14 protein-coding genes are annotated in these 14,718 nt (G+C 67.4%); 8 read left to right on the forward strand and 6 right to left on the reverse strand.

Annotated elements, in window-relative coordinates; translation table 11 throughout:
• From KDJ86_RS01415 to KDJ86_RS01440, 6 genes are all read right to left on the reverse strand, one after another.
• Window positions 1-866, reverse strand: an 866-nt coding sequence (locus tag KDJ86_RS01415) for a hydroxyacid dehydrogenase (protein ID WP_291741926.1), incomplete at its 3' end; no start/stop codon positions are given.
• A gap of 119 nt (window positions 867-985) precedes the next feature.
• Window positions 986-2,269: a phosphopyruvate hydratase gene (gene eno, locus KDJ86_RS01420; RefSeq protein ID WP_291741928.1), complete on the reverse strand. Its 1,284-nt coding sequence runs from the start codon at window positions 2,267-2,269 to the stop codon at window positions 986-988.
• Window positions 2,266-3,270 carry a phosphotransferase family protein gene (locus KDJ86_RS01425; RefSeq protein ID WP_291741931.1) on the reverse strand — a complete coding sequence of 335 codons (1,005 nt, stop codon included), beginning with the start codon at window positions 3,268-3,270 and terminating at the stop codon, window positions 2,266-2,268. The genes eno and KDJ86_RS01425 overlap by 4 nt, the downstream gene beginning before the upstream one ends.
• Before the next feature lie 24 nt (window positions 3,271-3,294).
• Window positions 3,295-4,230: an L-threonate dehydrogenase gene (ltnD, locus tag KDJ86_RS01430; RefSeq protein WP_291741933.1), complete on the reverse strand. Its 936-nt coding sequence runs from the start codon at window positions 4,228-4,230 to the stop codon at window positions 3,295-3,297.
• 167 nt (window positions 4,231-4,397) lie between these two features.
• Window positions 4,398-5,456: a sugar phosphate isomerase/epimerase family protein gene (locus KDJ86_RS01435; protein ID WP_291741935.1), complete on the reverse strand. Its 1,059-nt coding sequence runs from the start codon at window positions 5,454-5,456 to the stop codon at window positions 4,398-4,400.
• A 31-nt stretch (window positions 5,457-5,487) separates the two neighbouring features.
• Window positions 5,488-6,336 carry a sugar phosphate isomerase/epimerase family protein gene (locus tag KDJ86_RS01440; RefSeq protein WP_291741938.1) on the reverse strand — a complete coding sequence of 283 codons (849 nt, stop codon included), beginning with the start codon at window positions 6,334-6,336 and terminating at the stop codon, window positions 5,488-5,490.
• Between the two features lie 301 nt (window positions 6,337-6,637).
• Here KDJ86_RS01440 and KDJ86_RS01445 point away from each other — a divergent pair, with 301 nt between their 5' ends.
• The 8 genes from KDJ86_RS01445 to KDJ86_RS01480 form a co-directional block, all read left to right on the forward strand.
• Complete coding sequence (locus tag KDJ86_RS01445; protein ID WP_291741940.1) at window positions 6,638-7,660, forward strand: aldo/keto reductase; 1,023 nt, start codon at window positions 6,638-6,640, stop codon at window positions 7,658-7,660.
• Window positions 7,661-7,815: 155 nt separating this feature from the next.
• Complete coding sequence (gene ccoN / locus KDJ86_RS01450) at window positions 7,816-9,474, forward strand: cytochrome-c oxidase, cbb3-type subunit I (RefSeq protein WP_291741943.1); 1,659 nt, start codon at window positions 7,816-7,818, stop codon at window positions 9,472-9,474.
• A 15-nt stretch (window positions 9,475-9,489) separates the two neighbouring features.
• A complete protein-coding gene (gene ccoO, locus KDJ86_RS01455; protein ID WP_291741945.1) occupies window positions 9,490-10,233 on the forward strand; it encodes a cytochrome-c oxidase, cbb3-type subunit II in 744 nt (247 codons plus the stop codon).
• An 11-nt stretch (window positions 10,234-10,244) separates the two neighbouring features.
• Window positions 10,245-10,400 (forward strand): cbb3-type cytochrome c oxidase subunit 3, encoded by a 156-nt coding sequence (locus KDJ86_RS01460; protein ID WP_291741946.1) that lies wholly within the window; start codon window positions 10,245-10,247, stop codon window positions 10,398-10,400.
• Window positions 10,401-10,402: 2 nt separating this feature from the next.
• Window positions 10,403-11,281 carry a cytochrome-c oxidase, cbb3-type subunit III gene (gene ccoP, locus KDJ86_RS01465; RefSeq protein WP_291741949.1) on the forward strand — a complete coding sequence of 293 codons (879 nt, stop codon included), beginning with the start codon at window positions 10,403-10,405 and terminating at the stop codon, window positions 11,279-11,281.
• Between the two features lie 79 nt (window positions 11,282-11,360).
• Window positions 11,361-12,821 (forward strand): cytochrome c oxidase accessory protein CcoG, encoded by a 1,461-nt coding sequence (ccoG, locus tag KDJ86_RS01470; protein ID WP_291741952.1) that lies wholly within the window; start codon window positions 11,361-11,363, stop codon window positions 12,819-12,821.
• 41 nt (window positions 12,822-12,862) lie between these two features.
• On the forward strand, window positions 12,863-13,327 hold the full coding sequence (locus tag KDJ86_RS01475; protein WP_291741955.1) for a FixH family protein: 465 nt from the start codon (window positions 12,863-12,865) through the stop codon (window positions 13,325-13,327).
• A 2-nt stretch (window positions 13,328-13,329) separates the two neighbouring features.
• A partial coding sequence (locus KDJ86_RS01480; RefSeq protein WP_291741958.1) for a heavy metal translocating P-type ATPase occupies window positions 13,330-14,718 on the forward strand: 1,389 nt, incomplete at its 3' end.

Below are 14,718 nucleotides of genomic sequence, written 5' to 3' on the forward strand. Positions count from 1 at the left end.
GCCTCCCGCGTCAGGCCGGCGACATGCGGGCTGAGGATCGCCCGGTCGCAATTGAGCAGCGGGCTGGCGCCCGGTGGCGGCTCGTCGAGGAAGGTGTCGATGCCGGCCCCGGCGAGCTGCCCCTCCCGCAGGGCGCCGGCCAGCGCGTATTCGTCGACCAGCCCGCCGCGCGAGGTATTGATCAGGATCGCGTCCGACCGCATCGCCTCGAGCTCGGCCGCGGCGATCATGTTCTCGGTCTCGGGCATGCGTGGCGCGTGGAGCGAAACCACGTCGACCTCGGGCAGGACCGCCCGCCAGTCCTCGACCTTCTCGGCGCCGGCCGCCGCCATCTCCCCGGCGGCGATCATCGGGTCGAAGGCAAGCACCCGCATGGAGAAGACGCGAGCGATCCTCGCCACCGCCCGGCCGACGCGGCCGAAGCCGACCAGCAGCAGCGTCCGCCCGCCGAGATCGAAGGCGGTCAGGCTGTTGCGCACCTGCCAGTTCCCGTCCCGGACCGCCCTGTCATTCGCCGCGCCATCCTTGGCGATCGCCAGCATCAGGAAGAAGACATGCTCGGCGACCGCCTCGGCATTCGCCCCGACCGCGAGCGCCAGCGGCACGCCCTTCGCCGTCAGCGCGTCGACCGGGATGTTGTCGTAGCCGACGCCGTGGCGCGAGACGACGCGCAGGCGATCCGCGGTGGCGATCGCTTCCGCCGGCAGCTGCGCGGTGCGGATCAGCAGCGCGTCGGCCTCGGCCAGCTCGCGAACGAAGGTCGCGGTATCCGCATCCTCCAGATCGCGGAGGGTGATGTCCGGGCGCTCGGCGAAAACGGCCATCCCATCGTCGTGGATCTGGCCTGAGAGAAGGACGAGCGGCATGTCGGGAATCCGTGCGCGGCGAAGGCGGCGAAACTAGAAGCCGCCTACACCGCTGTCCAGTCGGCGGATTTGCGCTTGCTGATCGCAATCCCTCACTGGAGGCCGCTCGCCTCCCTTCCCTACGCGCCCCACGGAAACGCCGAGCGCGGCGGCAGGGAATCGTCGCCGATCGCCTCGCCGACCCGCAGGCCCTCGTTCCATTTCGCCATCCGCTCGGAGCGCGTGAAGGAGCCGACCTTGAGCTGCTTCGCCCCCCAGCCGACGGCGAGATGGACAATGGAAACGTCCTCGGTCTCGCCCGAGCGCGCCGAGACCACAGCGCCCCAGCCGGCCGATGCCGCGGCCTCCAGCGCCGCCTTCGTCTCCGTCACCGTTCCGGCCTGGTTGGGCTTGACCAGCACCGCGTTGCAGGCACCGACCTCTTGCGCGTGGCGGACCCGGTCGGCATTGGTGACGAGGTAGTCGTCGCCGATGATCTGGAGGCCCGGCCCCGCCGCCCCGGTGAAGGCGATCAGCCCGGCCTCGTCGTCCTCGGCGAGCGGGTCCTCGATCGAGACGATCGGGTAGCGCGCCACCCAGTCGAGCAGCAGCGCGATCATCGCCTCGCTGTCGAGGTCGCGGGAATCGCGGGCGAGCCGGTAGCGCCCGCCTTGGCCGAATTCGGAGGCCGCGACATCGAGCGAGATGGCGACGTCCTCGCCCGGCCTCAGGCCCGCCCGCTCGATCGCCTCGACCGTCATGGCGAGCGCTTCCTCGTTGCTGTCGAAGGCCGGCCAGTAGCCGCCCTCGTCGGCGACGCCCATCAGCTTGCCCTGCTCGGCGAGGATCGCGCCCGCCGCGCGATAGACCTCCGCCGTCATGTCGAGCGCCCCGGTGAATGTCCGGGCGCCGACCGCCACCACCATGAAGTCCTGGACGTCGACCCGGCGGGCGGCATGGGCACCGCCCCCGAAGAGCTGGATCTCCGGCAGCGGCAGCGACGCCGGCCGGTCGCCGGCCAGCGATTTCCACAGCGGCACGCCCGCCGCCGCCGCCCTCGCATGGGCGACGGCGAGCGAAACCGCGATCGTCGCATTGCCGCCGAGCCGCGACTTGTTAGCGGTTCCGTCCAGTGAAATCAGCGTGTTATCGACGTTTTCCTGATCCTCTGAATCAAGCCCGGCGAGCGCTTTCGCGATCTCGCCATTGACCGCCGCGACCGCGTTCGCGACGTCGAGCCCGCCGAAGCGCGTCCCGCCGTCGCGGCGGTCGACCGCCTCGCCCGATCCGGTCGAGGCACCGGCCGGCGCGATGGCGCGCCCGACGGCGCCGCCTTCCAGCGTCACCTCGGCCTCGACCGTCGGCCGGCCACGCGAGTCCCAGACCCGCCGTCCGTGGACCGACCCGATCCTGGTCTTCGTCAAACCGCAAACTCCCCTTTCCAGGCGTCGCGCACCGCGCCGAGCGTCGCCGGCGCCGTCTTTACAAGCGGGATGGCGACGCCGCGCACCCGCTCTCGCGTCGCTTCTTCCGTGACATATTCGACCGGCGACTTGCCGTCGATGCGCGCCAGCAGCAGCGCCGGCAGCAGCGACGCGGCGCGGGCCTCCAGATCGGCCGCCGGCTCCCAGTCGACGCCCGCCCGGTAGGCGGCGCAGAAGGCGTCGAAGGCAGCGAGCAGCTCGCCGCTCGCCTGCGGCGCGGCCAGGCATTTCAGCAGCAGGTGGTTGACGCAGAAGGCGATGTCGAAGGCGGGGTCGCCATACCAGGCGCATTCGGCGTCGAGCAGCACCGGGGCCTTGCCGGGACCGATCATGATGTTCTTGGGGCTGACGTCGCCATGGACCAGCGCCTTGCGGGTCGCCGCGGTCCGGTCGGCCAGCGCATCGAGCCGCTCCGCCAGCGCCGGATGCCTCACGCCGGTTGCGCGGAGATAGGGATCGAGCCGCAGTGCCTCGAACAGCTCGCCGGTCGGAAATGCCCGCTCGATCTCCGGATCGCCGGCGGTCGCCGCATGGAGCGCGGCGAGCTTGCCGGCGAAGATGCCGGCGAAGTCCCGGTCGACTCGTCCCGCCATCAGCTCCGCCTTCCACAGCAGGTACTCGGCCGGGTCGAGCCACGCCATGGCGAAGAACATCGCCTCGTCGTCATGGGCGAGGACGCCCGGCGCGAAGCCCGGCACCCGCTCGCCGACCGTCGCATACCACAGCCGCTCATAGCGGTTGCGCTCGACCGGGGCGAACCAGTCCTGCTCGACCGCGAGCCGCGCCATGGCGCGCTTGACGCAGAAGGTCCGCTCGCCGGCGGTCACCTTCCAGATGTCGGAGGAGACGCCGCCGGTCAGCCGCTCGGCGGTCACCGGGACGCCGGCCGGGATCAGCCCGATCTCCGTGAGCTTGGTTTCGATCGCGTCGGGCAGGCTCATCGCGGCAACACTCCGTCGGACATGTCAGGACGCTTCATCGCCCGGCATGCCGTCGATCGCGCCGCGGATGCGCTGGTAGAGCCTGAAGACCGAGGAATCGTCGTCGCCGCCCATGCCGGCCGCCGATGTCATGACGAAGGACTGGAGCGCCGTGCCGGCGAGCGGTACCGGGATCTTCTCGGCCCGGGCGATGTCGAGCACGATGCCGAGATCCTTGACGAAGATGTCGACCGCGCTCCTCGGCGAATAGTCGTTTTCGAGGATATGCGGCACCCGGTTCTCGAACATCCAGGAGTTGCCTGCCGAGCGGGTGATCACCTCGAACACCTTGCTCGGGTCGAGGTCATGCGCGGCGGCGAAGGCCATCGCCTCGCAGGCTGCGGCGATGTGAACGCCGGCGAGCAGCTGGTTGACGACCTTGAGGCTTGCCGCGGTGCCGACTGCCGGCCCGAGCGGGAAGACGGTCGCCGCCATGGCGTCGACCACCGGCCCGGCGGCCGCCATCGCCTGGTCGCTGCCGGAGACGAGTACGGTCAGCTCGCCGCTCATCGCCCGCTGGGCGCCGCCGCTGATCGGCGCGTCGAGATAGTGACGGCCGGTCGCTTCGAGACGCTCCGCCATCGCCCTGGCGATCGACGGCGCCATGGTCGCCGAGGAGATGAAGACCGCCCCCTCCTCCATCGTCGCCGCGCAGCCATCCGCCCCGAACAGCACGGCTTCCGTCTGCTCGGCATTGAGGACGACCGACACCACGGTGGCGGCGCCCCTCGCCGCCTCGCCCGGCGTCGCGGCGCCGAGCCCGCCATCGGCGACGAAGCGTTCGACCGCCTCCGCCCTCACGTCGAAGCCGACGACCTCATGGCCGGCGCGCTTCAGCGACACGGCCATGCCATGGCCCATGGACCCCAGGCCGATCACCGCGACGCGGCGGGAGGAGCTGGAACGCGCTTGCTCATTCATTCCGGACACTCGTGATTGGCCCCCGCGATTCGCCCCCGACGGGATCAACCGGAGCGACCCATGATGGAATTCCGCGAAGGGTGAAACTGGTCATTGGCGGTGCCGCCGACGGATGACCCGCAATACCTGATTCCGGGGCCGCTGTCAGACGGCCCCGGAGCGGCATTTCAGCGATCGAGGCCGAGCGCGCGGTTGACCGCCGCGTTGTCGGCGCCCTGGTCGATGAAATCGTCGAAGTTCGACTCGCTGACCCGGATGATGTGGTCGGCGATGAACGGCGCGCCTTCGGCGGCGCCGTCGTCGCGGTTCTTGATCGCGCATTCCCATTCGAGCACCGCCCAGCTGTCATAGCCGTGGACGGAGAGCTGGGTGAAGATCGCCGCGAAATCGATGTCGCCGTCGCCGAGCGAACGGAAGCGGCCGGCGCGTTCCGGCCAGTCCGAGTAGCCCGAATAGACGCCCTGCTTCGGCGTCGAGCGAAGCTCGGCATCCTTGACGTGAAACGCCCTGATCCGCTCGTGATAAACGTCGATGAAGCCGACATAGTCGAGGTTCTGCAGCCGGAAGTGGGACGGGTCATAGTTGATGCAGCAGCGCGGATGGCCGTCGAGCAGGTCGAGGAAACGCTCGAAGCTGGTGCCGTCGAAGAGGTCCTCGCTCGGATGGAGCTCGAAGCAGGCGTCGACGCCCACCTCGTCATGGAGGTCGAGGATCGGCCGCCAGCGGTTGGCGAGCTCGGTGAAGGCCGCCTCGATCAGCCCGGCCGGGCGCGGCGGCCAGGGATAGAGGAAGGGCCAGGCGAGCGAGCCCGAGAAGGTGACATGGGCGTCGAGCCCGAGGTTGCGGCTGGCGCGGGCGCCGAGCTTGACCTGCTCGATCGCCCATTCCTGCCGCGCCTTGGGATTGCCCCGGACCTCCGGCGCGGCGAAGGCGTCGAGCGCGTCGTCATAGGCGGGATTGACCGCCACGCACTGGCCCTGGAGGTGGGTGGCGAGCTCGGTGATCTCGACGCCGTGGCTCGCCGCCGTGCCCTTCAGTTCGTCGCAATAATCCTTGCTCTCGGCCGCCTTCTTCAGGTCGATCAGCCGCCCGTCCCAGGCGGCGATCTGGACGCCCTTGTAGCCGAGCGACGCCGCCCAGCCGCAGATCGCGTCGAAGGAATGGAACGGCGCGTCGTCGCCGACGAACTGGGCCAGGAAGATTCCCGGCCCCTTGATGGTCTTCATCGTTGTTTCCTCCCGATATCCGCCTGCCCGCTCAGGCCTTGGCCCACTGGTCACGCAGGAAGTCGTGGCCGAATTGATAGACCTCGTCGGTATGCGGGAAGAAGTCGCGCCACACGCGGGTCGCCTCGGCGATGCCGGGCAGCGCCCGCCCGAAGGCCTCGATGACGTACCAGCCGTCATAGCCGTTCGACTTCAGCGCCTTGAAGGTCTCCGGCCAGGGCACATGGCCCTTGCCCGGCGTGCCCCGGTCGTTCTCGGAGGTGTGGACATGCATGATCTGCCTGATCGTCGGGGCGATGACGCCGACCGGATCCTTCTCTTCGATATTGGCGTGGAAGGTGTCGTAGAGGTAGCCGTAATTCGGCTCGTCGACGCGCTTGACGATCTCGGCCGCGTCGGCGGCGGTGTTGAGCGCATAGCACTCGAAGCGGTTCAGCGGCTCCACCGCGAGCTTGATACCGGCCTTCGCCGCGTAGCGCGCGGCTGCCTTGTGCACCTCGACGATGCCGTCTCGCTCCTCCTTGGTCGGCGGATCGCCGGAGAAGATGGCGAGCGGCTGGTAGAACGGCCCGCAGAGCAGCTCGCCGCCGGCGGCCTCGAGGCAGTCGATCGCCCATTTGAGATGGGAGAGCCCGGCGGCCCGGACCTTCGGGTCGGAGCTCGTGCAGTCGTGCTCCTTGTCGGGAATCACGCAGACCGCGGTCGCCCGCAGCCCGGTATTCTTCAACTCGCGCCCGACAGGCTCGTATTCCTCGGGCGTTCCGCCGAAGAGCGGGAGTTCGGCGCCGTCATAGCCCGCCGCCTTGATCTTCGCGAGCAGCGGAAAGTGCTCTTGTGTGAGCTGGCTCGCCCACAGAAGCATGTTGAAGCCAAGCAGCATCCCGGTTGTTCCCCTCTCGATCTGTTTCCCCCGATTGTAGGTATTTGTCGTTTCCTGGCTAGGTCGTTGCGTTCCACCAATGTCGATGCCGGCCGGGCGCGGTCCGCGATTGGAGCTCGTCCCTGATTCCCATGGCGATGCGGCCGTCGGCGTCGATTGCGGGTCCGATATTGACGTTTTGCATCACGCCACCCTTCGATGCTCATGCTAGAAAGGCTGCGCGCCGCGGCAACCGGGCATACCAGAAGCGCCGCGCCGTCGACAGACCTGCCAGATCAAGACCGACCGAGGGGGACTCACCATGGATCCATTTCAGCGACGCAAGCTTGGCCGTTCGGATGTCATGCTGCCGCAATTCGGCTTTGGCGGGGCGCCGCTTGGCGACCTGTTCACCAAGGTCAGCGACGCCGACGCCGAAGCCACGCTTTCGGCCGCCTGGGATGCGGGCGTGCGCTATTACGACACGGCGCCGTGGTACGGGCGCGGCCAGAGCGAGCACCGGATCGGGCGCGCGCTCTACAGCCGGCCGCGGAACGAGGTCATCATCTCCACCAAGGTCGGCCGGATCCTCAGGGCGCCGGCGAATCCCGACACGTTCGATACCGGGATGTGGGCCGGGGGCCTCTCCTTCGATATCGAATGGAACTACAGCTATGACGGCATCATGCGGGCCTATGAGGACAGCCTCCAGCGCCTCGGCATGAACCGCATCGACATCCTGATCATCCACGACCTCGACTGGTGGCACCACCAGACCGATGCCAAGGTGAACGCCTACCTGTCCCAGCTCGCCACCAGCGGTTTCCGTGCTCTCGAGGAGCTGAAGGCGCATGGGCTGATCGGCGCGATCGGCGCCGGGGTCAACGAGCTCCGCACGATTCCCGCCTATCTCGACATGGTCGACCTCGATTTCTTCATGCTGGCGCTGCGCTATACGCTCGGCGAGCAGGACACGCTCGACCGCGAGCTGCCGATGTGCGCCGAGCGCGGCGTCGGGTTCATCGTCGCCGGCGTCTTCTCGTCGGGCATCTACGCCACCGGCCCGATCGAGGGCGCGAAATACAACTACGCCGACGCTTCTCCGGAGGAGCTCGAACGGGCGCGGCGGATCGAGGCGGTCTGCAAGAGCTACGGCGTCCCCCTCGCCTCGGTCGCCCTCCAGTTCCCCCTGCACCATCCGCTCGCCGCGGCGGTCATCCCGGGCGGCTTCAGGCCGGAGCACGTGACCAGCAATCTCGAGTTGTTCCGTCAGGAAATACCGGACGGGCTGTGGAGCGACCTGAAGTCCGAGGGTCTCATCCGCTCCGACGCGCCGACGCCCTAGCGCCGGCTCCGCGGGACGCCGGGCCGGTCCTTCGGCGAAGAAGCGGCTTCGCCGACGCGGTATATTCGATTACCCTTTGACCTGAATCAACGTGGGGGTTCGGGGCTGCGGCCAATGTCGCCCCTCGAATCTGGCAGCGCCGGCAAGGGGGACGCATGGCGAATCCAACAGGTGTCCGAAAGTCATTCACGCACGGCGAAATCGGGCTCGCCATCGCGCTGTCGGTTCTGGCGCTCTTCTCGCTGATCGTCGCGGGCAAGGCCCATTCCAGCGCCTACTCCTTCCACGCCATCCTCTTCGCGGCGGTCTCGGCCTATTTCGTCTACAAGATCATCGACCGCTTCCATTCGCGGCCGGCGGAATTGCCGGCGCTCGAGATCGACGGCAAGCCCAACTACAACTACGGGCCGATCAAGTTCGCCACCATCGCCGCCCTGTTCTGGGGCATTGCCGGCTTCACGGTCGGCCTCTATGCCGCGCTCGAGCTTGCCTTCCCGCTCCTCAACTTCGATCTGCCCTGGATCAGCTTCGGCCGCATCCGGCCGCTTCACACCTCCGCGGTGATCTTCGCCTTCGGCGGCAACGTGCTGGTGGCAACCTCCTTCTACGTGGTCCAGCGCACCTGCCGGGCCCGGATGGTCGGCGACCTCGCGCCGTGGTTCGTGGTGATCGGCTACAATTTCTTCATCGTCATCGCCGGTACCGGCTACCTGCTCGGCATCACCCAGTCGAAGGAATATGCCGAGCCGGAATGGTACAGCGACCTGTGGCTGACCATCGTCTGGGTGGTCTACCTGATCGTCTTCATGGGCACGATCCTGAGACGCAAGGAGCCGCATATCTATGTCGCGAACTGGTTCTTCCTCGGCTTCATCCTGACGATCGCCGTCCTCCACCTCGGCAACAACGCCGCGATCCCGGTCTCGGTCTTCTCGTCCAAGTCCTACATCGTCTGGGCCGGCGTCCAGGACGCCATGGTCCAGTGGTGGTACGGCCATAACGCGGTGGGCTTCTTCCTCACCGCCGGCTTCCTCGGGATCATGTATTACTTCATCCCGAAGCGGGCGGACCGGCCGGTCTATTCCTACCGGCTGTCGATCATCCACTTCTGGTCGCTGATCTTCCTCTACATCTGGGCCGGTCCCCACCACCTCCACTACACGGCGCTGCCGGACTGGGCGCAGACGCTCGGCATGACCTTCTCGGTCATGCTGTGGATGCCGTCCTGGGGCGGGATGATCAACGGCATCATGACGCTGTCCGGTGCCTGGGACAAGCTCAGGACCGACCCGGTGATCCGCATGATGGTCGTGTCCGTCGCCTTCTACGGCATGTCGACCTTCGAGGGGCCGCTGATGTCGGTGAAGGTGGTCAACTCGCTGTCCCACTACACCGACTGGACCATCGGCCATGTCCATTCCGGCGCGCTCGGCTGGGTCGCCTACATCTCCTTCGGAGCGATCTACTGCCTGGTGCCGTGGCTGTGGAACCGCAAGGGCCTCTACTCGCTCAAGCTCGTCGAGTGGCATTTCTGGCTCTCGAGCCTCGGCATCGTCCTCTACATCACCTCGATGTGGGTGGCCGGTATCCTCCAGGGCCTTATGTGGCGCGCCTATAACTCGCTCGGCTTCCTCGAATATTCCTTCGTCGAGACCGTCGAGGCGATGCACCCGTTCTACCTGATCCGGGCGCTCGGCGGCCTGCTCTTCCTGACCGGGGCGGTGCTGATGGTCTACAACATCTGGAAAACCATAGCCTCGCCCGAGGCATCGGCGGTGCCGGAGGCCCGGCCCGCCATGGTTCCGGCCGAATAAGGGGAGGCACGAACCATGTCAGCCTGGGCCAAGCACCAGATCCTCGAAACCAACGCCATCCTGCTCATGATCGGGGCGCTGATCGTCATCTCGATCGGCGGCATCGTCGAGATCGTGCCGCTTTTCTACCTGAAGAACACGATCGAAACCGTCGACGGGGTGCGTCCCTACACGCCGCTCGAGCTCGCCGGGCGCAACATCTACGTCCGCGAAGGTTGCTACAACTGCCATTCGCAGATGGTGCGGCCGCTCCGCGACGAGGTCGAGCGCTACGGCCATTACTCGCTGGCGGCCGAGTCGATGTATGACCGGCCCTTCCAGTGGGGCTCGAAGCGGACCGGGCCCGACCTCGCCCGCGTCGGCGGCAAGTATTCCGATACCTGGCATCTCGACCACCTCAACGACCCGCGTTCGGTGATCCCTGCCTCGATCATGCCCTCCTACCGCTGGCTCGCCGAGACCGAGCTCGACATCACCTATCTCGACGAGGACCTGATGGTGCAGAAGGCGCTCGGCGTCCCCTATACGGACGAGATGATCGAGAATGCGAAGCGCGATGCGGTGATCCAGGGCACGCTCGACCCGGTGGAGGCGGATGACCTGCTCGCCCGCTACCCCAACGCCAATATCCGTGACTTCACCGGCACGGTGACGGCCAGCGGCCGGCTGACCGAGGCGGATGCGCTGATCGCCTATCTCCAGTCGCTCGGCACGGCCATCGACTTCAACCTCTACGACGACAACGCGAATATTCGCTGAGGAGCGCGTTCATGCCGGACACCTACAGAGCCGTCGCCGAATTCGCCCAGTCGTGGGGACTTCTCTATTTCTTCGCGGTTTTTGTCGTCGTCGTCCTGCTGGTCATGCGCCCCTCGCGGAAGCAGCGCTATGACCGGGCCGCACGGCTCCCGCTGAACGAGGACTGAGCATGGCCGACCCCAGCAACGAAAAGCTCGATACCGTCACCGGCTTCAAGACCACCGGCCACGAATGGGACGGGATCGCCGAGCTCAACCAGCCGCTGCCGCGCTGGTGGCTCTGGATCTTCTACGCCTGCATCCTCTTCTCGGTCGGCTACTGGATCGTCTATCCGGCCTGGCCGCTGGTCTTCTCGGCGACCAACGGCGTGATTGGCTGGAACTCGCGCACCGCCGTCGACGAGGCGATCGCCCAGCTCCAGGCCGATCGTGGCCCGATGGTCGACAAGCTGAGCAAGACGGAGATCGCCGCGATCAAGGATGATCCCGAGCTCCTCGACTTCACCCGCGCCTATGGCAGCATCGCCTTCAAGGAGAATTGCGCGCCCTGTCACGGCGCCGGCGGCGGCGGGGCGAAGGGATACCCCAACCTCATCGACGACGACTGGCTGTGGGGCGGATCGATCGACAACATCGCCCACACCATCGCCTACGGCGTCCGCAATGCCAATTCGGACAGCCGTTACAGCGAGATGCCGGCCTTCGGCCGCGATGGCATCCTTACCGGCGCGCAGATTCGCGATGTCACCCAATATGTCCGCTCGCTGTCCGGCCTGCCGGTGCCTCACGGCTCCGATCTCGAGGCGGGCGCGAAGATATTCGCGGATAACTGCGCAAGCTGTCACGGCGACGACGCCAGGGGAGATCAGGAAATCGGCGCCCCCAACCTGACCGACGCGATCTGGCTCTACGGCTCGGCGACACCGGATGTGGTGGCGACGATCACCAACGCCCGGAACTCGTCGATGCCGGCCTGGAGCGAGCGCCTCGACCCGACGACCCTGAAGGCGCTCACCTTCTATGTCCATAACCTCGGCGGCGGCGAGTAGATCAGGTTGATCACGATCAACGCATCTGCGCGTCCCCCGCCGCCAGGGTCGCGCAGGTTCCACCGGATGCCTCGCTCCAATGAACGTTCCTGCTCACATCGAAGACGACCCCGACAGCGGTAAGTCCTTCTACGCCAAGCACAAGAAGATCTATCCGCAGAGCGTCCGTGGCACTTTCCGCCGGATCAAGTGGATCGTTCTCGTCGTCACGCTCGGCATCTACTATTTCACCCCCTTCATCCGCTGGGATCGCGGCCCCGGCGCGCCGGACCAGGCGGTGTTGATCGACCTGCCGGGCCGCCGCTTCTACTTCTTCTTCATCGAGATATGGCCGCAGGAAATCTACTACGTCACCGGCCTCCTGATCCTCGCGGCGCTTCTGCTCTTCCTGATGAACGCCGTCGCCGGACGCGTCTGGTGCGGCTACCTCTGCCCCCAGACGGTGTGGACCGACCTTTTCCTCGCCATCGAGCGCTGGACCGAGGGCGACCGCCGCGAGCGGATGCACAACGACGCGGGCAAGCTCACGCCCCGGCTCGCCGCCCGCAAGACGCTGAAGCATGCGCTGTGGCTGCTGACCGCATGGTGGACGGGCGGCGCCTGGGTTCTCTATTTCGCCGATGCGCCGACGCTGGTCTACGATCTCGCCACCCTCCAGGCACCCTTCATCGCCTATCTGTGGATCGGCATCCTGACCTTCACCACCTATGCGCTGGCCGGCCACCTGCGCGAGCAGGTCTGCCTCTATATGTGTCCCTGGCCGCGCATCCAGGCCGCGCTCACCGACGAATATGCCTACAACGTCACCTATCGCTTCGATCGCGGCGAGCCCCGCATGTCGGCCAAGAAGGCGGACGCGGCCCGGCAGCGCGGCGAGGCGGCCGGTGACTGCGTCGACTGCCATCAGTGCGTCGTCGTCTGCCCGACCGGCGTCGATATCCGCGGCGGACCGAATCTCGGCTGCATCCAGTGCGGGCTGTGCATCGATGCCTGCGACAGCGTCATGGAGCGCCTCGACCGTCCGACCCGGCTGATCAGCTACGACACCGACATCAACATCGAGCAACGGCTCGAGGGCAAGCCGGCGATTTCACGCGTGGTCCGTCCGCGCACCCTGTTCTATTCGATCCTGATCCTCGTCGTCGGCGCGGTCATGGTATGGTCGCTGTCGGCGCGTTCGGTCACCTCGGTCAACGTGCTGCATGACCGCAATCCGGAATTCGTCGTCCTCTCCGACGGCGGCATCCGCAATGCCTATACGGTCCGCATCCTCAACAAGCGCACCATACCCCGCAATTTCGCCATCTCCGTCGACGGCCTGACCGATCCGACGGTTGAGGTCACGGCCGCCACCGGCCAGGATGGCGACCAGGTGGTGACCGTCGCCGCCGACCAGACCAGGGAAGTCCGCGTGATCGTCAGCGTCGCCGAGCCGCCCGCGGAACCGTCCGTGCCGGTCACCTTCGTGCTGGCCGATACGGAGGACGGTTCCGTCGCGTCCGCCACCGACAACTTCCGGGGACCGGGGACCGGGAAATGAACCTTCGCACGCCAGGCATCTCCCCAACCGGCGGATGGCGGGTGACCGGGCGTATGGTCTTCTTCACGCTGGTCGGCTTCTTCGGCCTGATCCTCGTCGCCAATATCGCCCTGGTCGATTTCGCCATCTCGACCTTCGGCGGCGTCGACACGCCAAGCTCCTACCAGGCGGGCCTCCACTTCAAGGACGAGGAGGCCGCCGCCGCCGCGCAGAAGGCCCTCGGCTGGACCGTCGACGGGCGGGTGACGTCGGTCGGTGATGAGCGTAGGCTCGCCGTCGAGGTTGTCGACAAGTCCGGCCAGCCGGTGACCGGGCTCGATGTCGTCGCCCATCTCGGCCACCCGGTCGACGCGCGGCGCGACGTGGAATTCGCGCTCCATTCGACCGGCCACGGACACTATGCCGGCGAGGCCGCCGCGCCGGTCGGCCAGTGGCGGCTCGATATCGACATATCCCGCGACGGTGAGAGGCTCTACCGGTCGCGGAACCGCATCACGGTGAAGTAACGATGAGCGCCGTCGACCTTTCCCATTACGTGACCTCGGACGACGACGGCGCCTGCCATATCGATCTCGCGGTCGACGGCATCCACTGTGCCGGCTGCATCTCGGGCATCGAGAAGCGCCTCAAGGCGGTTCCCGGCGTCACCGACGCGCGGGTCAACCTGACGCTCCGCCGGGTCGGGGTCGACTGGCGCGAGGGCGCCGTCGAGCCCGCGTCGCTGGTCGAGGCGCTCGACAGGGGCGGCTACCGCGCGCGGCCCTTCTCCACCGGCTCGGTGGAGGCCGAGAGCGACGCGGAGATGAAGCGGCTGCTCAAGGCGCTTGCCGTCGCCGGCTTCGCGGCGATGAACATCATGCTGCTCTCGGTCTCGGTGTGGGCCGGCAATGCCAGCGACATCTCGCCGGAAACCCGCGACCTCTTCCACTGGCTCTCCGCGCTGATCGCGATTCCCGCCGTCGCCTATGCCGGCCGGCCGTTCTTCGCCAGCGCCTGGACGGCGCTCAGGGCGCGGCGCACCAACATGGACGTGCCGATCTCGGTCGGCGTGCTGCTCGCCGTCGGCGTCTCTCTCTACGAGACCGCGATCTCGGCCGAGCACGCCTATTTCGACAGCGCGGTGATGCTGCTCTTCTTCCTGCTCGCCGGCCGCAGCCTCGACCAGATGATGCGGCGCAAGACCCGGACCCTCGCCGGCAACCTCGCGGCGCTGAAGGGCGAGACCGCCGAGCTGATCCAGCCGGACGGCTCGATCCGCACCGTTCCCGCCGCGGCGATCCATGCCGGGCGCTCGATCCTCGTCCGGCCCGGCCAGCGGGTCGCGGCGGATGGCACCGTCGTCGCGGGCGGCTCGACCGTCGACGAGAGCCTGATCACCGGCGAGACGCTGCCGAAGACCGTCCGTGAGGGCGACATGGTCTATGCCGGCACCCTCAACCTGTCGGGGCCCCTCACCGTCAGGGCGACGGCGCTTTCCGGCGAGTCGCTGGTCGACGAGGTCCAGCGCCTCCTTGACAAGGCGACCGAGGCGCGCTCGCGCCGGGTCAAGCTCGCCGACCGCGCCGCCCGGCTCTACGCCCCCTTCGTCCATCTCACCGCGCTTCTGGCGGCGATCGGCTGGCTCGTTGCCGGGGCCGGCATCCATCAGTCGGTGCTGATCGCCACGGCGGTGCTGATCATCACCTGCCCCTGCGCGCTGGCGCTCGCCATCCCCGCGGTCCAGGTCGCGGCCGCCGGCGCGCTGTTCCGCCGCGGCGTCTTCCTCAATGCCGGCGACGCCCTCGAGCGTTTCGCCGAGGCCGACACCATCGTCTTCGACAAGACCGGCACGCTGACCACGGCCGAGCCGCATGTCGCCAATGCCGCCGACATCCCGGCCGGGACGCTCCGCCTGGCC

The organism is Bauldia sp. (genome assembly GCF_020442045.1).
Classification (GTDB): Bacteria; Pseudomonadota; Alphaproteobacteria; order Rhizobiales; family Kaistiaceae; genus Bauldia.

Coding starts and splice junctions, on each gene's coding strand:
- KDJ86_RS01460 (WP_291741946.1), top strand. CDS start 10,245: ATGCCGGACACCTACAGAGCCGTCGCCGAATTCGCCCAGTCGTGGGGA.
- KDJ86_RS01435 (WP_291741935.1), bottom strand. CDS start 5,456: ATGAAGACCATCAAGGGGCCGGGAATCTTCCTGGCCCAGTTCGTCGGC.
- KDJ86_RS01445 (WP_291741940.1), top strand. CDS start 6,638: ATGGATCCATTTCAGCGACGCAAGCTTGGCCGTTCGGATGTCATGCTG.
- KDJ86_RS01440 (WP_291741938.1), bottom strand. CDS start 6,336: ATGCTGCTTGGCTTCAACATGCTTCTGTGGGCGAGCCAGCTCACACAA.
- ltnD (WP_291741933.1), bottom strand. CDS start 4,230: ATGAATGAGCAAGCGCGTTCCAGCTCCTCCCGCCGCGTCGCGGTGATC.
- ccoG (WP_291741952.1), top strand. CDS start 11,361: ATGAACGTTCCTGCTCACATCGAAGACGACCCCGACAGCGGTAAGTCC.
- ccoN (WP_291741943.1), top strand. CDS start 7,816: ATGGCGAATCCAACAGGTGTCCGAAAGTCATTCACGCACGGCGAAATC.
- KDJ86_RS01425 (WP_291741931.1), bottom strand. CDS start 3,270: ATGAGCCTGCCCGACGCGATCGAAACCAAGCTCACGGAGATCGGGCTG.
- ccoP (WP_291741949.1), top strand. CDS start 10,403: ATGGCCGACCCCAGCAACGAAAAGCTCGATACCGTCACCGGCTTCAAG.
- ccoO (WP_291741945.1), top strand. CDS start 9,490: ATGTCAGCCTGGGCCAAGCACCAGATCCTCGAAACCAACGCCATCCTG.